The sequence below is a fragment of the Pseudomonas sp. NMI542_15 genome, assembly GCF_021283425.1.
GTDB lineage: Bacteria > Pseudomonadota > Gammaproteobacteria > Pseudomonadales > Pseudomonadaceae > Aquipseudomonas > Aquipseudomonas fortuita.
This window is the reverse complement of the sequence record NZ_JAJSRO010000020.1, coordinates 62,740-84,324: the sequence shown is the minus strand read 5'-3', so window position 1 is coordinate 84,324 and position 21,585 is coordinate 62,740. Positions and strand designations below refer to the sequence as shown.

Annotated in this window: 16 protein-coding genes; 6 read left to right on the top strand and 10 right to left on the bottom strand. The window is 62.1% G+C overall.

Annotated features, from left to right (window positions below; genetic code table 11):
- Positions 1–18: 18 nt before the first annotated feature.
- The 8 genes from LU684_RS23655 to ppsA all read right to left on the bottom strand — a co-directional run bounded on the left by LU684_RS23655 (position 19) and on the right by ppsA (position 8,233).
- Positions 19–1,053 (bottom strand): OmpA family protein, encoded by a 1,035-nt coding sequence (locus LU684_RS23655; protein ID WP_016485594.1) that lies wholly within the window; start codon positions 1,051–1,053, stop codon positions 19–21.
- A gap of 111 nt (positions 1,054–1,164) precedes the next feature.
- A complete protein-coding gene (sigX, locus tag LU684_RS23650; protein WP_003248665.1) occupies positions 1,165–1,731 on the bottom strand; it encodes an RNA polymerase sigma factor SigX in 567 nt (188 codons plus the stop codon).
- Positions 1,732–1,844: 113 nt separating this feature from the next.
- Positions 1,845–2,669 carry a mechanosensitive ion channel family protein gene (locus LU684_RS23645; RefSeq protein WP_016485593.1) on the bottom strand — a complete coding sequence of 275 codons (825 nt, stop codon included), beginning with the start codon at positions 2,667–2,669 and terminating at the stop codon, positions 1,845–1,847.
- A gap of 2 nt (positions 2,670–2,671) precedes the next feature.
- Positions 2,672–2,944 (bottom strand): hypothetical protein, encoded by a 273-nt coding sequence (locus LU684_RS23640; RefSeq protein ID WP_024717346.1) that lies wholly within the window; start codon positions 2,942–2,944, stop codon positions 2,672–2,674.
- An 87-nt stretch (positions 2,945–3,031) separates the two neighbouring features.
- Positions 3,032–4,027 carry a zinc transporter ZntB gene (locus LU684_RS23635; RefSeq protein WP_016485591.1) on the bottom strand — a complete coding sequence of 332 codons (996 nt, stop codon included), beginning with the start codon at positions 4,025–4,027 and terminating at the stop codon, positions 3,032–3,034.
- Positions 4,028–4,054: 27 nt separating this feature from the next.
- The gene (rraA, locus tag LU684_RS23630; protein WP_016485590.1) at positions 4,055–4,546 is read right to left on the bottom strand and encodes a ribonuclease E activity regulator RraA; all 492 of its coding nucleotides are present in this window, start codon (positions 4,544–4,546) and stop codon (positions 4,055–4,057) included.
- 216 nt (positions 4,547–4,762) lie between these two features.
- Positions 4,763–5,755 (bottom strand): alpha/beta fold hydrolase, encoded by a 993-nt coding sequence (locus LU684_RS23625; RefSeq protein WP_031311814.1) that lies wholly within the window; start codon positions 5,753–5,755, stop codon positions 4,763–4,765.
- Between the two features lie 102 nt (positions 5,756–5,857).
- Complete coding sequence (ppsA, locus tag LU684_RS23620; RefSeq protein WP_016485588.1) at positions 5,858–8,233, bottom strand: phosphoenolpyruvate synthase; 2,376 nt, start codon at positions 8,231–8,233, stop codon at positions 5,858–5,860.
- Between the two features lie 179 nt (positions 8,234–8,412).
- On the opposite strand from ppsA, the gene ppsR reads away from it, so the two are divergent.
- The gene (gene ppsR, locus LU684_RS23615; protein ID WP_016485587.1) at positions 8,413–9,231 is read left to right on the top strand and encodes a posphoenolpyruvate synthetase regulatory kinase/phosphorylase PpsR; all 819 of its coding nucleotides are present in this window, start codon (positions 8,413–8,415) and stop codon (positions 9,229–9,231) included.
- Between the two features lie 168 nt (positions 9,232–9,399).
- Here the strand turns inward: ppsR and LU684_RS23610 are convergent, their stop codons facing one another.
- Positions 9,400–14,265, bottom strand: a complete 4,866-nt coding sequence (locus LU684_RS23610; RefSeq protein ID WP_023047423.1) for an NAD-glutamate dehydrogenase — start codon at positions 14,263–14,265, stop codon at positions 9,400–9,402.
- Between the two features lie 273 nt (positions 14,266–14,538).
- On the opposite strand from LU684_RS23610, the gene LU684_RS23605 reads away from it, so the two are divergent.
- The gene (locus tag LU684_RS23605) at positions 14,539–14,892 is read left to right on the top strand and encodes a hypothetical protein (protein ID WP_016485585.1); all 354 of its coding nucleotides are present in this window, start codon (positions 14,539–14,541) and stop codon (positions 14,890–14,892) included.
- A 91-nt stretch (positions 14,893–14,983) separates the two neighbouring features.
- Here the strand turns inward: LU684_RS23605 and LU684_RS23600 are convergent, their stop codons facing one another.
- A complete protein-coding gene (locus tag LU684_RS23600) occupies positions 14,984–15,889 on the bottom strand; it encodes a LysR family transcriptional regulator (protein WP_070086965.1) in 906 nt (301 codons plus the stop codon).
- 123 nt (positions 15,890–16,012) lie between these two features.
- Here LU684_RS23600 and lysA point away from each other — a divergent pair, with 123 nt between their 5' ends.
- From lysA to LU684_RS23580, 4 genes are all read left to right on the top strand, one after another.
- On the top strand, positions 16,013–17,245 hold the full coding sequence (gene lysA / locus LU684_RS23595; RefSeq protein ID WP_023049222.1) for a diaminopimelate decarboxylase: 1,233 nt from the start codon (positions 16,013–16,015) through the stop codon (positions 17,243–17,245).
- 249 nt (positions 17,246–17,494) lie between these two features.
- Positions 17,495–17,995 carry a sigma-70 family RNA polymerase sigma factor gene (locus LU684_RS23590; RefSeq protein WP_016485582.1) on the top strand — a complete coding sequence of 167 codons (501 nt, stop codon included), beginning with the start codon at positions 17,495–17,497 and terminating at the stop codon, positions 17,993–17,995.
- Between the two features lie 5 nt (positions 17,996–18,000).
- Positions 18,001–18,936, top strand: a complete 936-nt coding sequence (locus LU684_RS23585) for a FecR domain-containing protein (protein WP_016485581.1) — start codon at positions 18,001–18,003, stop codon at positions 18,934–18,936.
- A gap of 110 nt (positions 18,937–19,046) precedes the next feature.
- Positions 19,047–21,533, top strand: coding sequence for a TonB-dependent siderophore receptor (locus tag LU684_RS23580; protein ID WP_023048215.1), 2,487 nt, complete (start codon positions 19,047–19,049; stop codon positions 21,531–21,533).
- Positions 21,534–21,585 lie beyond the last annotated feature (52 nt).

The window sequence follows — 21,585 nt, the reverse complement described above, 5'->3', positions numbered from 1 at the left end:
CATGAAGCATCAGGCCAATTACTTGGACTGAGCTTCTACCTGAGCTTCAACGCGACGGTTGATAGCACGGCCTTCTTCGGTGGCGTTGTCAGCAACCGGACGGGTTTCGCCGTAGCCAACCGAGTCAACACGGTTGGATTCTACGCCGTACTGCTGGGTCAGGACTTGCTTGACAGCGTTGGCACGACGCTCGGACAGCTTCTGGTTGTAAGCGTCTGGACCCACGGAGTCAGTGTGACCTTCAACCACGGTGGTGGTTTGTGGGTACTGCTTCATGAAGTCAGCCAGGTTCTTGATGTCGCCGTAGCTGTTTGGCTTGACGACCGACTTGTCGAAGTCGAACTTGACGTCCAGCTCAACACGAACGACTTCGGCAACAGCCGGGCAGCCGTCGGCGTCAACGGTAACGTTGGCCGGGGTGTCTGGGCACTTGTCGACGTTGTCGCAAACGCCGTCGTTGTCGGAGTCGGAGCACACTTCAGCTACTGGAGCTGGAGCGACTTCGGCTTGCTTCGGGCTACCGCCGAAGTTCAGGCCAACACCAACGCTTGGGGCCCACTCGGTGTCGCCCTGGTCGATGTTGTACTGAGCTTCTACGCCGGCACGGGCATAGAACATGTCGGTGATGTACCACTTGGCACCAGCGCCAACGTTGGCGAAGGTGGAGTGGTCACGACCGCCACGGCCGGTCTGGCCCAGCGACTGGTGCGAGAAACCAGCGGAAACGTACGGACGGATTGCGTCATACGGGTTGTTGAAGTGGTAAACGGCGTCCAGGGCGGTGTTCGAGCCCTTGATGTTCTTGCCGTCTTCGCCACGAGCGTTGTGAACTTCGTCGTAACCCAGGCGCAGTTCAACGTCGTCGGTCAGGAAGTAACCGATCGAGCCGCCGAACAGGTTGCCGTCGTTCTTGAAGTCACGCTGGCTGTCGAAGAACTCTTTCTTGTAGAAGCCTTCGACTTCCACAGCGCCTGTGCCTTGTGCCATAGCGCCAATCGAGGTAGCGGCTACGAGCGAACCAATGGCCAAGCCCAAGGTGTTTTTCAATTTCATCCGTTAAATCCCCATCTGGTGATAGTTAAGCAGTCCCACCACAAACAAGGGGGACAACTCGACGGCAAGTCTAGCAGAACTCGCCGGTTCGTTAGAGATATTTGCACGCCACTAAGTTTCATCCAGGCCGGCAAATTTCTCACGAAGCTTGTCTAGCGCGCGCTTGTAACGCATTTTCGTCGCGCTCAGGCCCATGTGCATGATGTCTGCAATTTCCTGAAATTCCAGCTCTGCGACAAAACGCAGCACCAAAATCTCCCGGTCAATCGGGTTCACATGCACCAGCCACTTGTCCAGCCCGCCTTTTTCTTCCGGTTTCGGTGCCTTGTCTTCGGACGCCTCTTCAACAGGGTCCAGGCTCAAGGCGTCCATCAGCCGGCGTTTACGGCGCTCCTTGCGGTACTGGGTAATGCACTCGTTGTAGGTGATGCTGTAGAGCCAGGTCTTGAACTTGGATTTGCCCTCGAAGTTCTTCAGCCCGTACAGCACCTTGAGCATCACTTCCTGACAGACATCGTCCGCGTCACGGTCGTTCCCCAAATAACGCGCACAGACGTTGAACAGGGTTCGCTGATAGCGCCGCATGAGCTCCTCATAGGCGCGGGTAACGTGGTACAGCTCCTCATGCGAACGCGCCACCAACTCTTCGTCGGTGAGCTCGCGGGGGTCATAACGCATGGGCGGCGAATGAACTTTATTCAAAACGGATCTGGCCGACAGTCAGGTCAATGTCGCCGCGCGACCCCGTGGGTCGAATTTCGCGGCGGCATACATTAACAGCTTTTGTGCGGTTAGCGACTATTGACGCGCTGCTCGAGCAACTCTCGATTGGACAGCGACACCAGTTCGCCATCATCGGTCAGCAACGTAGTCTTGACCGTGCCGATTTCTTCAATATGCCCTTCGACCTCTCCAATTCGCACCTGCTGGCCGACCTGGTACAGCTCGCGCACGTAAATTCCGGCCAGAATCTGCCCGGCAATTTCACGGCTGCCAAGGCCCATGGCCAAGGCTACCGCCAGACCAACGGTAATCAGCCCGATGACGATCACGTGGTTCAGCAGGTCGGTTTTCACCTCCAGCTGGCTGATGGCCACCGAGATGCTGATGATGATCACCAAGCCCTGGGTGATACGCCCAAGGCCCGCCGAGTACTCCAGGCCGATGCCTTCGGCGGCGCCGCGCACCAGGCCGTTGGCCACCTGTGCCAGCAGCACGCCGACCAGCAACACCAAGGCCGCGCCGAATACTTTCGGCAAATACAGGGCGAGCATGTCCAGGGTGGCCGAAACCCGCTCCAGGCCTAGCGATTCAGCGGCCGAGACGAGGAAGATGAGCAGCACGAACCAGTAGACAATCTTGCCGATCAAGGTAGAGATCGGTACCTGGATGCCGACCCGGCCGAGCATCTTGGTCAGGCCGGTGCCGGCCATCAGGCGGTCCAGGCCAAGCTTGGCCAGCAGCTTGGACAGCAGCGTGTCGAGCAGCTTGGCCACCACGAAACCGAGCAGCACCACGACCAGCGCGCCGAACAGGTTGGGGATGAAGTTCGCTACCTTGGTCCAAAGGGCGGTCATCGCGGTGACCAGGCTCTGGGTCCAGAGATCGAGTTCCATATTCAATCGGCCTTATCTGCTTTGCTGCCGCTGGCAGCGTTGCGGGAAGAGTGTCGACGCACCGGCGCGACATGCGCCGAGCCATTATTGACGGCAATCAGCAGCGCCTGGCTCCAGCGGCCAAGCAGGCTGAACAGATCACCCGCGCCAACCTGACGGTTGGCAGTTTTAAGCACGCGACCCAGGCAAGCAGCGTCGTCCAGGTCATCCCGGTCATTGCCGGAGGGTGACGCCTTGAGCAGGTCACGCAGGGATTCTTCAAACGGATCGTGCATGTGCACCTCGCGCAGTGTCAGCAAGAGACGAGATGGCCGGGCAATGGGTCACACATCCGATTGGCACGAATGTTTCAAAATGAACACCTAGACCCATCGCAACCGCCGGAACATCCACCACTGCCCCACCGCCAGCCCCAGCACGACGAGGCAGGCGAACAGGAAGCCATAGGGGTTTTCCGCCCCCGGGATGCCGCCGACATTGATGCCCAGCAACCCGGTGATGAAGCTCATGGGCAGGAAGATGCAAGTGATGATGCCAAAGCGGTACATGGTGCGGTTCATCCGCTCGCTGCGCCGGCGATCTTCGCTCTCCAGCACCAGCGCAGCGCGCTCGCGGGTCAGCTCAAGCTCTTCGAGGTAGCGGATCAGGCTGTTGTTCAGCTCGTTCCAGTAATCGGCATCGGCATCGGCAAACCAGCCCCATTTGCTGCGCGACAGCTGGGCATAGATTTCCCGCTGCGGTGCCAAAAAACGCCTCAGGCCCGCTGCACGACGGCGGATCTGCTGCAGGCTGCCGTTCTCCGGGGTGTACCGTTCGTCGGCTTCGACCTTTTCTTCTTCCAGGTCGACCAGTTCGGAGAGGTCGCTGACCAGGCCCTGGACCTTTTCGGTCAGCAGCTCGCCCATCAGCAGCAGCAGTTCGGAAGCCGACTTCGGCCCCCTGCCCTGCTCCAGCAACTGAAGAATCTCGTCACTGGCGCGCAATGGGCGCAAGCGCAACGATATGACCCGCTGCGCCTGGGCGAAGATACGCACCGAGACCATGTCTTCGGGTTCTGCGCCCGGGTTGAGGTTAACCCCGCGCAAAAACAGCAACAGCTGTTCGTCAGCCATGGGCAGCAGGCGCGGCCGGGTGTTTTCTTCCAGCAGCAGCTCGCAGGCAAACTCGCTCAGGCCGCTGTCATGCAGCAGCCAGGTGCGGGTTTGTGGATGGCTGCGATCCCAGTGCAGCCACAGGCTCTGCTCAGGTTGCAGCTGCAAGTCGTCCAGTTCGGTACGGGCAATCGGGCGGGCGCTACCTTTACCATCGAGCACCAGGGCATGGACCAGCCCCCACTGCGCGTTGTCTTCCTCGAACATCAAAGCTCCATCAGCGCGTGCGGCGCATCACTCCGGCATCTTCAGCGGGCTTGGCGAGACCAGCACGCCATTGTTGTCGGCATACACATATTCGCCCGGGCGGAAGGTTACCCCGGCGAAAGTCACCACCACGTTGAGGTCGCCGATGCCGCGCTTGTCGGTTTTCATCGGGTGGCTGGCCAGGGCCTGTACGCCGACATCGGTCTGGATCAATACGTCTACGTCACGCACGCAGCCATAGATCACCAGGCCTTCCCAACCGTTCTTGGCGGCCTTGTCGGCAAGCATGTCGCCAAGCAGCGCACGGCGCAGCGAGCCACCGCCATCGACCACCAGCACCTTGCCCTTGCCGTCGAGTTCGACCTGCTCCTTGACCAGCGAGTTGTCTTCGAAGCACTTGATGGTCACGATCTGGCCGCCGAACGAATCACGGCCGCCAAAATTGCTGAACATCGGTTCCAGCACCTGCACCAGGTCCGGGTAGGCGTCACACAGGTCGGGCGTTACGTAATGCTGCATGGGGAGGCTCCTGTCAGTCACAACGAAAGCGGGTATCGGCCAAGGCTACACCTTGGAGGCTGTCGTAGTCACCAAGGACCAAACGGTCATCTTCAGCCTGTGCGGGCCTCTTCGCGGGTGAACCCGCTCCCACAGGGATATCACAAGACTTCAGTGCTGTGTAATCCCAGTGGGAGCGGGTTCACCCGCGAAGAGGCCGGTACAGACAAAACAAGGTCAGCTGGCTGGCAAAGGCTCTACAGCCACAATGGACTCGTGCACCGGCAACAGCGGGTTACGCAACCAGCGTTCCACCAGCGGCCACACCTGCACCTGCGCAGCCTTGCTCACCAGCATGTCGACATGCCCGAAGGCGTCGAAGCCTTCCTCACGCCCAAGCCGCAGGAACTGCTTGCGCTCACCCCCCAGTTGCTCGAACAGCTTGCGGCAGGCCCACACCGGGTCTTGGAAGTCCCCCGCGCCAGCCACCGCCAGCAGCGGCACATCCACCTCTGCCAGCCCCGCCCACCAGTCGCTCTGCTTGTCGCCAAAGCGCCCGAACAGGCCGTGCCAGCGCATGCTCTCCAGCGCCAGACCGATCGGCTCATCCTCCGGCCCACGCTTGAAGCGCGGCCCGGAGATCTGCCCCCAGCGCTTGAGCAACAGCTTCGCGCCCCAGGCCAGCGGTGGCACTTTCAGCGGCCAATAGACGCGGCTGATCTGGGTACCGAACAGTGCCACGCTGGCCACCTGCCCGGCAGCCAGAAAACCACCGCCCAAGGCTGCCGCCAGGGTCGTGCCGCCGAGGGAGTGGCCTACCCAGTGCGGCGCCTGGCCCGACTGCTCGCGCACGAACGCAGCAATCAGTGGCAGGTCATCACGGGCATAGGCGGCAACAGTGTTGTGCTGCCAGGCGCGGTTACGCGGCGACAGGCCATGGCCGCGCATTTCCGGGATCCACACATCGAAACCGGCACGGGCGAGATAGGCGCCCAGGCCAACCCCTTTGGGCGAATACCAGAAACGCCGATTGGAAAAACTGCCGTGCAGGAGAATGACCGGCACGCCAAAGGCCTGCCCCTGATCGGCAAGCCCCAGACGGGTGAGGGCAAGCTCGACGCTAGGGTCGGGGCTGTTGCCAGCCTTGATCCGGTACACGTCTTCGCTGAGGTCGCCGCGCCGCTCGGCACTGAGCAGGGCCACGGGAAATAGAGTGCTGCTGCTTTGCATAAGGTTGCTTGGTGCACAAAAAAGGGCGGGAACCATTACTGGAACACGCCCTGGAAAAAACCAGGCGGGGGCACGCCAGACGTCCCCCCGCGTTTTACTGCGTCAGGCCGCGCCCTGGCCTTCGGCCAGGAAGAACCAGGTCTCGAGCACCGAGTCCGGGTTCAGCGACACGCTTTCGATGCCCTGCTCCATCAGCCACTTGGCCAGGTCCGGGTGGTCCGATGGGCCCTGACCGCAAATGCCGATGTACTTGCCGGCCTTGTTGCACGCGGCAATGGCGTTGGCCAGCAGCTTCTTCACCGCAGGGTTACGCTCGTCGAACAGGTGGGCAATGATGCCCGAGTCCCGGTCCAGGCCCAGGGTCAGCTGGGTCAGGTCGTTGGAGCCGATCGAGAAGCCGTCGAAGTACTCAAGGAACTCTTCAGCCAGAATGGCGTTGGACGGCAGTTCGCACATCATGATCACGCGCAGGCCGTTGTCACCGCGGGCCAGGCCGTTTTCGGCGAGCAGGTCGACGACCTGGCTGGCTTCGCCCAGGGTCCGCACGAACGGCACCATGATCTCGACGTTGGTCAGGCCCATCTCGTTGCGTACACGCTTCAGCGCACGGCACTCGAGCTCGAAGCAGTCACGGAACGATTCGCTGATGTAACGCGAAGCACCGCGGAAGCCCAGCATCGGGTTTTCTTCTTCTGGCTCGTACAGCTTGCCTCCGATCAGGTTGGCGTACTCGTTGGACTTGAAGTCCGACAGGCGCACGATGACCTTTTTCGGGTAGAACGCTGCAGCCAAGGTGCTGATGCCTTCGACCAGTTTCTCGACGTAGAAGCCGACCGGGTCGTTGTAGCCGGCAATGCGTTTGTCGACGCTTTCCTTGAGCTCCGGCGGCAGGCCCGCATAATTGAGCAGCGCCTTGGGGTGCACGCCGATCATGCGGTTGATGATGAACTCCAGCCGCGCCAGGCCGACACCGGCGTTGGGCAACTGGGCAAAGTCGAACGCACGGTCCGGGTTGCCGACGTTCATCATGATCTTGAACGGCAGCTCCGGCATGGCATCGACCGAGTTCTGCTTGATGTCGAAGCCCAGCTCGCCTTCGAAGATGAAGCCGGTGTCGCCTTCGGCGCAGGACACCGTCACACCCTGGCCGTCTTTGAGCACCTGGGTGGCGTTGCCGCAACCGACTACGGCCGGAATACCCAGTTCACGGGCGATGATCGCCGCGTGGCAGGTGCGGCCGCCGCGGTTGGTAACGATGGCACTGGCGCGCTTCATCACCGGTTCCCAGTCCGGGTCGGTCATGTCGGAAACCAGCACGTCGCCCGGCTGGACCTTGTCCATTTCCGATACGTCGTTGATCACACGAACCTTGCCGGCGCCGATGCGCTGGCCGATGGCGCGGCCTTCGACCAGCACGGTGCCCTTTTCTTTCAACAGGTAGCGTTCCATGACATTGGCGCTGGAACGGCTTTTCACTGTTTCCGGGCGTGCCTGCACGATGTACAGCTTGCCGTCGTCACCGTCTTTGGCCCACTCGATGTCCATCGGGCGCTGGTAGTGCTGCTCGATGATCATGGCCTGCTTGGCCAGCTCGCTGACCTCGGCATCGGTCAGGCAGAAGCGCGCGCGCTCGGCACGGTCGACTTCGACGGTCTTGACCGAGCGGCCGGCCTTGGCTTCTTCGCCATAGACCATCTTGATCGCCTTGCTGCCCAGGTTGCGACGCAGAATGGCCGGGCGGCCAGCCTGCAAGGTGTTCTTGTGCACGTAGAACTCGTCAGGGTTGACCGCGCCCTGCACCACGGTTTCGCCCAGGCCATAGGCGCCAGTGATGAACACTACGTCGCGGAAACCCGACTCGGTGTCGAGGGTGAACATGACACCGGCGGTGCCGGTTTCGGAGCGGACCATGCGCTGCACGCCGGCAGACAGGGCGACCAGCTTGTGGTCGAAGCCCTGGTGCACGCGGTAGGCGATGGCGCGGTCGTTGAACAGCGAAGCGAACACTTCCTTGGCCGCGCGGATCACGTTATCAACGCCGCGGATGTTGAGGAAGGTTTCCTGCTGGCCGGCGAACGAAGCATCCGGCAGGTCTTCGGCAGTGGCCGAGGAACGCACGGCCACCGCCATGTTGTCGTTGCCGGCAGCCATTTCGGCGAAGGCGGTTCGGATTTCCGAATCCAGACGTGCCGGGAATTCGGCTTCCATGACCCATTGGCGGATCTGCGCGCCGGTCTTGGTCAGGGCGTTGATGTCATCCACGTCAAGCGCATCGAGCGCCGCATGAATCTTGTCGTTCAGACCACTCTGTTCGAGAAAATCGCGGTACGCCTGCGCCGTAGTGGCAAAGCCGCCCGGCACCGATACACCAGCACCGGCAAGGTTGCTGATCATCTCGCCCAGGGATGCGTTCTTGCCCCCCACATGCTCTACATCATGGACGCCGAGCTTATCGAGGGAAACTACGTACTCTACCAAGGTGATCTCTCCACTAACTGTGTTGGAAAAGCTCAAAGAGGCGCCCGCCTGTCTTCGGTGACTTGGCCGGGCGTTTGTGGCCTGTACCTGGAAAATAAGTGAGAATGCCGACAGCCGCATTCGGCAAACCGAACTTATCATATCCAAGAAACGTCATCAGCTTAAGGCCCAGATCGCAAATGAAACGAACCGCGTTCTTCATCTCCGACGGCACCGGTATCACTGCCGAAACCCTGGGCCAGAGTTTGCTGGCGCAATTCGAGAGCATTCCGTTCAACAAATTCACCCGTCCGTACATTGATTCGCCCGACAAAGCACGCACCATGGTCCAGCAAATCAACGCGGCGGCCGAACGTGACGGGGTACGCCCGATCATCTTCGACACGATCGTCAACCAGGACATCCGTGAGATCCTGGCGACCTCGAACGGCTTCATGATCGACATCTTTTCTTCGTTTTTATCCCCCCTTGAACAGGAATTGACCGCCCATTCGTCGTATTCCGTGGGCAAATCGCACTCGATTGGCGGCAACTCCAACTACATGGAACGCATCGAGGCGGTGAATTTCGCCCTGGATAACGACGACGGCGCGCGCACCCATTACTACGACAAGGCCGACCTGATTCTGGTGGGTGTGTCCCGCTGCGGCAAAACCCCTACCTGCCTGTACATGGCGATGCAATTCGGCATCCGCGCGGCCAACTACCCGCTGACCGAAGACGACATGGAGCGCCTGCAACTGCCAGCGGTGCTGAAAAAGCACCACAGCAAGCTGTTCGGCCTGACCATCGACCCCGACCGCCTCACCGCCATCCGTCACGAACGCAAGCCCAACAGCCGCTATTCCAGCTTTGCCCAGTGCGAGTTCGAAGTGCGCGAGGTAGAGAGCCTGTTCCGCCGGGAGAACATTCCCAACATCAATTCCACGCATTTTTCAGTGGAAGAGATTTCCGCCAAGATCCTGGTGGAAAAAGGGGTGGAGCGGCGGTTCAAGTAAGCCTCTACCGGCCTCTTCGCGGGGCAAGCCCGCTCCCACAGCTGCTGCACTGAACTTGAAGGCAGTGGGGCACCTATGGGAGGGGGCTTGCCCCGCGAAGAGGCCGGTACAGACAAAAGAAAAGCCCCGGCATCACTGCCGGGGCTTTGTTTTACCGCACCATAAGGCTCAGGACGGTACCACCGCCGCCTGCCCGCTCATGGCCAGGTCGACCAGCTCGCGGTTGGCCACCGCGTACATCGCATAGTCGGTACCGGTGGCGTTGCGCAGGTCGTCCAGCATGGCGCGCCAGCGCTCCACCATGACCCGGTGCTGTTCAGCCCACAATGCCACACGGGCGTCCATGTCATCCGGCGCATCGGCCATTTGCAAGACCGAGATGGTGATCGCCCGCTGCTGCAGGTCGATATCGTCGCGGAAGGCTTCGCGGGCCAGCGCCTGCCAGTTGTTCTCAACCGGCAAGTTACTGATTTCCTGCAGGTACCAGGTCAGGTCCAAGGCACTCCCCACGGCAAAGAACGCCTTGGCCACCTGCGCCGGGTCGTGGCCCGTGACGTCGGCTGCTTCAATGATCGGCAGCAAGGTGTAGAGGTGGCTGGTACCCGCCACCATGCGCGCCAGCAACTCTGGCACACCGGCGTCGACAAAGCCTTGATAGCGAACCATCCAGCGTTCGCGGGTCGGGCCTTCGAGCAGTTCATCGAGCTTGAGCCCCAGTTGCGCGACTTTCGGCCCGAAGTGTGCGGTATCACGCCCAGCGTCCTGCTCGTTACGGCGGCTGCGCAGGAACCAGCGCGTGGCACGGCGGCCCAGGCGCATCAGTTCGTCCATCAGGGTCAGCTGGACTTCTGCCGGCACCTGGTAATCCAGTGCCTCGATCTGGCGGAACCAGTGCGGCAGGTGGAAGATGTCGCGCACGATCACATAGGCCCCGGCCACGTTCGCCGGGCTCATGCCGGTCGACTCCTTCAGGCGCTGGACGAAGGTGATACCCATGTTGTTGACCAGGTCGTTGGCGATCTGGGTGCTGACGATTTCACGCTTCAGGCGGTGGCGGCGCATGGAGTCGGCGAACTTGCTGACCAGCGACGGCGGGAAGGCGGTTTCCATGTCGCGGGTCAGGTAGTCGTCGTCTGGCACCAGCGACTTAAGCAGCTGTTCCTTGAGGTCGATCTTGCTGTACGAAATCAGCACCGACAGCTCGGCGCGGGTCAGGCCCTGGCCGGCCGCCAGGCGTTCGGCCAACTGCTCTTCGGACGGCAGGAACTCGATGGCACGGTCCAGCTTGCCACGGGCTTCCAGGTCGGCCATCAGGCGCTTGTACTCGGCAATCCGCTCGCGGGCACGACGGGCCGCCAGCGATAGCGCCTGGGTCTGCTTGTAGTTGTTGCCCAGCACCAGGGCGCCCACTTCGTCGGTCATGCTGCCGAGCAGCTGGTTGCGCTGCTTCTCGGTCATGTCGCCACCCTGCACCACTTCGTTGAGCAGGATCTTGATGTTGACCTCGTGGTCGGAGCAGTCCACGCCGCCGGCGTTATCGATGAAGTCGGTGTTGGTGGCGCCGCCGTTCAGGCCGAACTCGACCCGGCCGAGCTGGGTCATGCCCAGGTTGCCGCCCTCACCCACCACTTTGCAGCGCAGTTCGTTGCCATTGACCCGCAGCGCGTCGTTGGCCTTGTCGCCAACATCGGCGTGGCTTTCGGTGCTGGCCTTCACGTAAGTACCAATGCCGCCGTTCCACAACAGGTCGACCGGTGCCTTGAGCAACGCGTTGAGCAGCTCGGTCGGGGTCAGGCGGTCGGCTTCGATGGCGAAGCGCTCTTTCATCTGCGGGCTGATGGCGATGCTCTTGGCACTGCGCGGGAAAATCCCGCCGCCTTCGGACATGATGCTGGTGTCGTAATCGCTCCAGGCCGAACGCGGCAGGTCGAACAGGCGCTTGCGCTCGGCAAAGCTGGACGCAGGCTCCGGGTTCGGGTCAATGAAGATGTGCAGGTGGTTGAACGCCGCCACCAGTTGCAGCTTGTCGGACATCAGCAGGCCGTTGCCGAACACGTCGCCGGCCATGTCGCCCACGCCAATCACGGTGATCGGGTCTTCCTGCACGTTGATGCCGCGCTCGCGGAAGTGGCGTTGCACACCAACCCAGGCGCCGCGCGCGGTAATACCCATCTTCTTGTGGTCGTAACCGGCGGAGCCGCCCGAGGCGAACGCATCGCCCAGCCAGAAGCCGTAGTCGATGGCAATGCCGTTGGCGATGTCGGAGAAAGTCGCCGTGCCCTTGTCGGCCGCCACCACCAGGTATGGGTCGTCATCGTCGTGGCGCACCACGTTGGCCGGAGGCACCACGCCGCCGTCCTTGAGGTTGTCGGTGATGTCGAGCAGGCCGGAAATGAAGATGCGATAGCACGCCACGCCTTCCGCGGCGATCTCGTCACGGCTCCCCCCCAGCGGCAGGCGACGCGGCAGGAAGCCACCCTTGGCGCCGACCGGCACGATGACCGAGTTCTTCACTTGCTGGGCTTTCACCAGGCCCAGCACCTCGGTACGGAAGTCTTCCTCACGGTCAGACCAGCGCAGGCCGCCACGGGCGACGTTGCCAAAGCGCAAGTGCACGCCCTCTACCCGCGGCGAATAGACGAAGATTTCGAACTTGGGCACTGGTTTGGGCAGTTCGGGGATCAGCTTGGGGTTGAACTTGAAGCTGAAGTACGACTTGTTCTGGCCGTTGGTGTCCGGCTGGTAGAAGTTGGTGCGCAGGGTAGCCTTGATCAGGTCCAGGTAGCGGCGCAGGATGCGGTCTTCATTGAGCACCTGCACGTCGTCCAGCGCGGTCAGGATCGCTTGCTCCAGGCGCAGTTGCTTGTCGTCCAGGTCGTCCTGGGTGAGCTTGCGTGCCAGGTAGAAGCGGGTCTTGAACAACCGGGTCAGCTCGCGGGCAATGTCGGTGTGGTTGTTCAGGGTGCTGGCGATGTAGCCCAGGTCAAAGCCCAGACGAATCTGCTTCATGTAACGGGCGTAGGCGCGCAACAGCGCAACGTCACGCCATGGCAGGCCGGCGGTGAGCACCAGCCGGTTGAAGGCATCGTTCTCGGCATCGCCGCCCACGATGTGGATGAAGGCGTCCTGCAGGGTGTCGTTGAGCTGCTGGATATCCAGGCTCAGGCCCTCGCTGTAGGTGAAGGCGAAGTCGTGGATCCAGTACTCGCGGCCATTGGCATGGCGCAGGCGGTACGGAAACTCGCCGAGCACACGCAGGCCGAGGTTTTCCAGGATCGGCAGCACATCGGACAGCGCCAGGGGCGTATCGGCGTGGTACAGCTTGCAGTGCAGGATGCGCTCGCCCACCTGGGTCAGCGGCTGGTAGAAGCTCATCGCCAGCGGCTTGCTTTCCGACAGGTTCAGCACGTGCTGCAGGTCGACCACCGCCGAGTGCGCGGCGAAGCGCTCACGGTACCCGGCCGGGAAGCCCTTGGGGAAATCGGCCAGGATGTTGGTGCCTTGGGCTTCACCAAAGTTCTCGACCACCAGGGTCGAGTAGTCGTCTTGCCACGAGCGGCAAGCCTGGATCACTTCGCGTTCCAGCTGCTGCGGGTCGATGTCGATGCGGTTTTTCGGGTCTACCCGCAAAATCAGCTGCACGCGTGCCAGCACCGACTCGGAGAAGAAGGTCCAGAATTCGCAGTCGCTGGCCTTCAGGCGCTCCATCAGCACCTGCTGGATCTTCTGCCGCACTTCGGTGGAGTAGATTTCCCGCGGGACGTAGGCCAGGCAGTAGCAGAAGCGGCCGTAAGGGTCCTTGCGCAGGAACACGCGGATCTTGTTGCGCTCCTGGATCTGCACGATCGCCATGACGGTGGTGAACAGCTCGTCGATCGGCGTCTGGAACAGGTCGTCGCGCGGCAGCACTTCCAGCACCTGGGCCAGTTCCTTGCCCAGGTGGGCCTTGGCGTCGAAGCCCGAACGGCGCTCGACTTCAGCCACCTTCACACGGATGTACGGAATGGCATGCACGCTTTCGCCATACACCGAAGAGGTGTACAGGCCCATGAAGCGGTGTTCCTTGATGACTTTGCCGTCGGCGTCCAGCTGGCGGATCGACACGTAGTCCGGGTAGGCCGGGCGGTGCACGCGGCTGGGCAGTGCGGCCTTGGCGAACGACAGCAACAGTGGTTCGTTGAGGTAGGCCACGGCGTAGTCTTCGATGCGCAGCTCTTCGGCCGTCAGCCCCACGCGCAGGCGGCGCGGCAGGCCGAGGAACGACTGCTCGTCGTAGACCATCTGGCCGCCGTCGGCGTCACGCTTGACGGTGAATTCTTCATAGCCCAGGAAGGTGAAATGGTTGTCCAGCAGCCACTCGAGGAAGGCTTTGACCTCGCCCTTCTCGTTCTGGGCAGGACCAAAGGCGGTCTGCTCCACCTGCGCCACCACTTCACGCAGCTTGGCCTTCATCGGTTCGAAGTCGGCCACGGCCACCCGTACCTCGGCCAGCACCTGCTCGATCTCGCGGGTCAGCACGGTCAGTTCGGCGGCATTGGCGCAACGGTCGATCTCCAGGTACATCAGCGACTCATGGCGCACACCCTCGCCCTGTGTGCCCTTGGGCAGCAGCTCCAGCAGCTCGCCCTTGGCGCCACGGCGCACGCTGAGCACGGTGGTTTGCAGGGTATGGATGCTGTAGCCGCGGCGGTTGAGCTCGGTGCGCACCGAGTCGACCAGGAACGGCAGGTCGTGGTGCAGCACTTCGACCACGGTATGGGTCGATTGCCAGCCGTTGCGTTCGTAATCAGGGTTATACACCCGCACTTGCGGGTATTCGGGGTCGAAACGCTCGATGATGCGCCAGGCTGACAGGGTGCAGCCGGCCAGGTCGGAAAGCCTGCGTTGGGTGAGTTCGTCCAGAGAGATGATGCCGAAGAACTGCTCGGCGAACAGCGCCACTTGTGGCAGGGACTGTTCGCTGATGTGCTGCGCCAGGGCCGCTTGCAGTTGATGCTGGAAGTCGGCTTTGCTGGCTGCGGTGAAGAACGCCATCTGTGGTACTCCGCTTGGGCTTTGTAATAATTGAAGCGTCGCTGCGTGCGCCGTGTACGGATCAACGATAGCCAACCCGTGGCAAGGCGGACGGTAAAACCAGGCGTCGAACGTGCACAGGCACGCTCAGGGCTCGGCGAAGCTTAACGACTGATCGGTCATCAACGCTTGCAGCGCTGCGACAATTTCGGTCAAGGGGCGGTAACTTTACGTTTATGCCTGTACGCAAGACTGTCAGAATTCCCTTCCGTTTCCTTTGATCCGAGCCTGCTCATGCAAATCAACACCGCCCTGCTGTTCGCCACCCCTTGCGATGACGAGGAAGACAACATGGCGACCCTGTGCTGCCACAGCGACAAGGGTCAGATGTTCCTGCTTACCCGCTACCCGGACGAAGACACCGTCGACCTGACCCTGGATGACGAGCCGTCGACGCTCGATGGGCTGAAGGTGACGCTGAGTGCCAAGCGCCTGCTGATCGAAGTGGCGGCCGGCGACCAGGATGCGCTTAAGGGGGACGAGGTGCTGGAGATCCACCTCACCAGCGACCTGAGTGACCTGGACGAAGTGAAGCAAACCCTGGAAAACATCCTGACCGGGACCGGGACCTTCGTCTGCGAACTCTGAACCGCAGATTGCACATAGGGCCGACCGTTGTTGCCTGTACTGGCCTCATCGCCGGCACAGGCAGCACAAAGCCCCTTAGGAGAGCCAGGCGCTAGCGCAATGCTGCCTGCATTGCTTTAGCCTGCACCCGCAGCGCCTCGCAAAACGGCTCCACCGCTGCCGATGCCGGCCGGTGGTCGGGGCGTATCAGCATCACCTGGTACGGCACCGACACCCGCAACCTGCGGATCGGCAACCCGCCCTGTGCCGCCTCCAGCCCGCTCAGCGGGTTGATGATCGCCACCCCTAGGCCTTGCCTGACCATGGCGCACACCGAGGCGGCACTGGTGGTCTCGATCACCGTGCGGCGGTTCACCCCCGCCGCACGAAAGTGCTGGTCCAGGCGCTGCCGGTAGGTGTCCAGGCTGGCCAGGTTGATGAAATCGACCTCGTGAAAATCGCTCAGCTCCAACTCGGCCTTGGCCTGCAACGGGTGATGCTCGGGCAGCACGCACACCATGTTGGCGCTGAACAGCAATTCGCCATAAGCGCCGCGCGGTATCTGCTCCACCTCGGTCAGGCCAAGGTCATGCTGCTGGGCGACCAGTGACTCCTCCAGCAACGGCGATTCCTGCGCCAGGATGCTCACGCTCACGCCGCGGTGCTGCTGGTGGAAGCGCTGGCAGGCCTTGGGCAGCAAGGTCTGGGAGAACAGCGGCAGGCAGGTGATGGCCAGCCGCCCCTGCTCGAAATTGCGGATGGCCTGGGCAAAGCGATCGATCCGCTCCAGCCCGACGTAGGCGCGCTCGACTTCTTCGATCAACAGCAGCGCCTGGGCGGTCGCCACCAGGCGCCCTCCCTCGCGTTCGAACAGGTTCAGGCCAGTCACCTGCTCCAGCCGCGCCAGTTCGCGGCTAACGGTGGGCTGCGAGGTGAACAGCAGGCGCGCCGCACCGGTAACACTGCCGGCGGCCATGATGGCGCGGAACACTTCGATGTGGCGCACGGACAGTTTCACGGCAATACCCGATGAGTAGACGATGGGTATATCAGATATGAATGACTGACGGAAAAATAGCTATTTTTATGAATTCCCGCTTTGGCTCATCCTTGTGGCCTTCCTTATATGAGTTGCGCCACCATGACCGCACCCTTCTCCCTTCTGGCCGAGGCGGTTCGCCAGCACGGCTCGCCGCTGTGGGCGTACGACGCTAGCACCATCGCTGAGCGTGTCGAGCAACTGAACGTGTTCGACACCGTGCGTTTCGCCCAGAAAGCCAACCCCAACCTGCACGTACTGCGCCTGATGCGCGCCCACGGCCTGGTGCTGGATGCCGTGTCGCTGGGTGAAATGGAGCGGGCCTTCGCTGCGGGTGCAAGCGTGGACGGTGATCCTGCCGGCGTGGTGCTGACGTGCGACGCGCTGGACCGGCCAACCCTGGAGCGCGTGGTGGCAGAAAAGATCGAAGTCAACGCCGGCTCCATCGACATGCTGCGCCAACTGGGTGAGCGCTCGCCCGGCCACCGCGTGTGGGTCCGCATCAACCCGGGCTTCGGCCATGGCCACAGCCGCAAGACCAACACCGGCGGCGAAAACAGCAAGCACGGCATCTGGCACGAGGAACTGGACGAGGCGCTGGCATGCATCAAGGCCCATGGCCTGCACCTGGTAGGCGTGCACATGCACATTGGTTCCGGGGTGGACTACCAGCACCTGGAACAGGTGGCTCGCTCGATGATCGAGCTGATCGGCCGCCTGGGCGTGGACATCGAGGCCTTCTCCATAGGTGGCGGGCTGTCCACCCCTTACCGCAGCACCGACAAGCCGGTCGACCTGCAGCGCTACGCCCAGACCTGGGCGGTGGCGCGCAAGGAAATCGAAGCCATGCTGGGTCACCCCGTGCGCATGGAGATTGAGCCTGGGCGCTTCCTGGTGGCCGAGTCGGGCTACCTGGTAGCCGAAGTGCGTGCCGTCAAGCAAGTGGGCCGCAATACCTTCGTCATGATCGACGCCGGCTTCAACGACCTGATGCGCCCGGCGATGTACGGCGCCTATCACGGCATGACCCTGCTCGACGCCAACGGCCAGCCGGTGGACCGCCCACGGCAGCCGACTGTTGTGGCCGGGCCACTGTGCGAATCGGGTGACGTGTTCACCCAGGATGACCAGGAACTGACCCCGCAGGACCTGCCCCAGGCACAGGTGGGCGACCTGCTGGTGATCCATGATGCCGGCGCCTACGGTGCATCGATGTCGTCGAACTACAACAGCCGGCCGTTACTGCCGGAGTTTCTGATCGAGGACGGGGCGCTGCGGATGATTCGCCGGCGGCAGACGGTGCAGGAGCTGCTGAGCCTGGAGGCCGGGTTCTAACAACGTTTTCAATGTGTGCGTCCTGCCTTTGTGTGAGCAACTGCCTTGCTCAGGATCCAGAAGCTGGCGCAACCTCTGTGGGAGCGGGCATGCCCGCGAACACCGGCAGAGCCGGTGCCATCCAACGTGTTGCCTGTTTCGCGGACACGCCCACTCCCACAAGGCTGTGTGCATGCACACGATCCTTGCAATCAGCCCGCCCTACTACGACAATGCGATCAATTCCCATTAATATTGCGGTCTTGACGCATGTCGACGCTCGATCCCCAGGCCCTGCACCAGCTGTACAGCGAAAACAACAGCTGGCTGAAGGGCTGGCTGCGCGCCCGCCTGGGCAACGCCGCCGATGCTTCCGACCTGGCGCACGACACGTTCTTGCGGGTAATGACCGCGCGTAATCCGTTGCCGATCCGCGAGCCGCGCAGCTACCTCAGCGCTATAGCCCGCGCGCTGCTGATCGACAAAGCCCGCCGTCGCTCCATCGAAAAAGCCTACCTCCAAGCCCTGGCCCTGCGCCCGGAGCCGGTTGACGTCTCGCCGGAGGTGCGCTTGTCCATCATAGAAATGCTGGTGGCCGTGGACAGCCTGCTCGACGAACTCGGCGCCAAGACCCGCGCCATTTTCCTTGCCGTTCAACTTGAAGGCCTGACCTACGGTGCTGCGGCTGAGCGTTTCGGCGTGTCGGTTACCACCGTGAAGAACCACCTGATCAAGGCGATGACCCGCTGCCTGCTGGTAGTTGAAGGCTGAACGCGATGGATCTCAAGACACTCGAAGCCGCCGCCACCTGGTATGTGCAGCTCAACGATGGCGCCTGCGACGAGACCCGCACCCAGGCGTGGCGGCAATGGCTGCAGGCCAGCCCGCACCACGCTGCCGCCTGGGCGCGGGTGGAGAAGCTGCAGCAGCAATGGGCCATGGTGCCCGCGCAAGCAGCATTGTCCAGCCTTGGCGCTGCGCAGGCGCAGCGCCGCGATGTGCTGAAAGTGCTGGGCCTGCTGGTTGCCATGGGTGGCGGCAGCTGGCTGGCAGCCGAACAGGTGCCCTATCGCGCCTTGCTGGCACAGCAACGCACCGGCACGGGTGAGCGACGCACCCTAGCGCTGGCGGACGGCTCGCAGCTGGAGCTGAACGTGGGTACCGCGCTGGATGTACGCTATGACACGAAGGTGCGGGCGATTCAGCTGTACCAGGGAGAAATACTGGTCAGGCCTGTCAGCGAGGTGCAGCACCGTCCGTTCATCGTGCACACCGAGGACGGCAGTATCCTTGCCCGCAGCACCGAGTTCAGCATCCGCAAACTCGCGCACAAGACGCGCGTCGGGGTACTGCAGGCCAGTGTCGAGGTTCGCCCGCAGCGCCACGTTGAGCGGAGGCTGCAACTGCAAGCCGGGCAGCAGGTGAGTTTTGACCAGAATGACTTCGCCACCCCGCACGCCCTGCCCGTTGACTCGACTGCCTGGCGGCATGGCATGTTGAGTGTGAACGACTGGCGCCTGGGCGACTTCCTCGAAGAGCTGGGGCGTTATCGGCCAGGGGTGTTGCGCTGCGCCTCGTCGATCCAGGCCATGAGCATATCCGGCGCATTCCGCATCGACGACACCGATATCGCCTTGGCCAACCTGCCAAAAACACTGCCCGTGAAGCTGCGCTACCTCAGCCGCTATTGGGTGAGTGTGGAACCCGCCTGAGCAATTGCGAAAAAACTTTCGCCGCAATCTTGCTGATTTCGATTCTCGTCCGTCCCTGACACAAGCCGCGACGACAGCGACTTTCTGCCATGACTCGGAAGGATCACGAAATGCCTCACCTGCACCCTACCCCTGCAACCAAGCTGAGCCAGGCCGTACGCCTGGTGCTGTTCGGCATGTCCCTGGCCAGCGCGCCGGGCCTGCTGCTGATGCCTGCCCAGGCCATGGCCCAAAGCCAGACCGCCTACCACGTCGCCGCTGGCCCGCTGGGCAATGCCATCACCCAGTTCGGCGTGCAGGCGGGCGTGACCATTTCGTTCGACACCGCACAGACCCGCCACTTGAGCAGCGCCGGCCTGGAAGGCAGCTACAGCATCGAGGAAGGGCTGGTGCGGCTGTTGGCCAATAGCGGCTTGCAGGCACAACGCCAGGGCAATGGCGGCTACGTGCTGATGCCTGCCAACAACGGCGCGGCCATGGAACTGGGCCCACTGAACATCGATGCCAACCGGCTGGACGCCACCAGCGAGGGCACCCAATCGTACACGGCACGTGCAGTAACCATCGGCAAAGGCGTGCACACGCTGAAGGAAACCCCGCAGTCGGTCACCGTGATGACCCGCAAGATGCTCGACGACCAGAACCTCAATACGCTGGAACAGGTGCTGGACAAGACCCCGGGCATCACCGTGTACGACTCGCCCATGGGCGGCAAGTACTTCTACTCCCGTGGTTTCAACCTGGACGGCCAGTACCAGTATGACGGCGTGCCGCTGGACGTGGGCGGCAACTACGTGCAGGCCAACAGCTTTTCCAGCGACATGGCGTTCTACGACCGCGTCGAAATCCTCAAGGGCGCGGCCGGCATGATGAAGGGCTCCGGCTCCTCCGCCGGCGGCGTCAACTTCGTACGCAAGCGTGGCCAGGAAAAGGCCACCACCACCGTCACCCTGTCTGCCGGCAGCTGGGACAACTACCGCGGCCAAGTAGATGTAGGCGGCCCGCTGAACGAGTCGGGCACCGTGCGCGGGCGCGCCGTGGCCTCGCTGCAGGACCGCCAGTACTTCTATGACACGGCCAAGCGCCAGGACCAGATACTGTACGGTGCCATCGACTGGGACGTCACCGCCGACACCACCCTTGGCTTTGGCCTGGCCTACGAGGATGTCGATGCCACACCGTGCTATTCCGGCCTGCCACGCTACGCCAATGGCAGTGACCTGAAGCTGTCGCGCTCTACCTGCCTGGGGGCCAGCTGGAACGACCTGCAAAGCCAGCGTATTACCGGTTTTGCCGACCTCAAGCACCGCTTCAATGATGACTGGACGCTGAACTTCGCCTCGATCTACACCCACAACACCCAGGACATCGAATACGCCTACTCCGAAGGTACGGTGCCGGTCGGCGCCAGCACCGCCAGCATGAACGTGCGCGCCGGCCGCTTCGACTACGACCAGGACGACTACGGCTTCGATAGCTATGTCGATGGCAAGTTCGAGGCGTTCGGCTTGCAGCACGAGCTGATCATCGGCGCCAACGCCAGCCGGCAGAAAACCCATGATTACTTCGCGTTGATGCTGCTGAACGCCAAGCAGGACCCATTCAACCCAACCTCGAACTTCCCACACCCGTCCAAAGGCGATTATCTGGTCAACCCGAGCCGCGGTGGCAGCGTGCCAACCGATTCCACCACCACCCAATATGGCACTTACGCCAACCTGCGGCTGAAGCTGGCAGAGCCGCTGACCCTGGTGCTGGGCGCACGGGTCAGCTGGTACCGCAACAAGAGCGACTCCTATACCCAGCTCTACGATTACTGGGTGAATAACCGTAGCCAGGAAAACGGCCAGGTCACGCCGTTCGCCGCCGTGCTGTACGACCTGAACGAGCAGTGGACCGCCTACGCCAGCTACGCCGACATCTTCCAGCCGCAGAGCGACAAGGTGAACGCCGAGCGGCAGTCGCTTCAGCCCAAGACCGGTGCAAACTACGAGATTGGCATCAAGGGCGAACTGCTTGACGGCGCATTGAACACCTCGTTCAACCTGTTCCGCACTGTGGAGAAACACCGTGCGGAAACCGACTACAACGAAGCCTGCCCGTCAGGCGACGGCTATTGCTACACCGACAGCGGCAAGGTTCGTGCCCAGGGTTTCGAGGCTGAGATCAGCGGCTCGCCGATCGAGCGATTACAGCTGCTTGCAGGCTACACCTACACCCAGACCAAATACCTGAATACCATCGAAGACAGCGACCCCACCGAGCTGACCTTCACCTCCAGCTTCATCCCGCGGCACATGCTCAAGGTGTGGGGTGACTACCAGCTGGGCGGTGCACTGGAGCGCTTCACCGTCGGCGCCGGCCTGAACAGCCAGAGCGAGAACTTCCGCACCACCGGCACTACCCGCGTCGAGCAGGCAGGCTACACCGTATGGAACGGCCGCGTGCAGTATCGCATCGACCCGAACTGGACAGTCGCGCTAAACGGCAACAACCTGTTCGACAAGAAGTACTACGCCACCATCGGTGCGCCGGCGTGGGGCAATTTCTATGGTGAGCCACGCAATTTCATGGTGACCTTGCAAGGCACGTTCTAAGCGATCACGACGCAGTTGTGGGAGATTGTGCAGAGAACAAAGACGGCAGGTA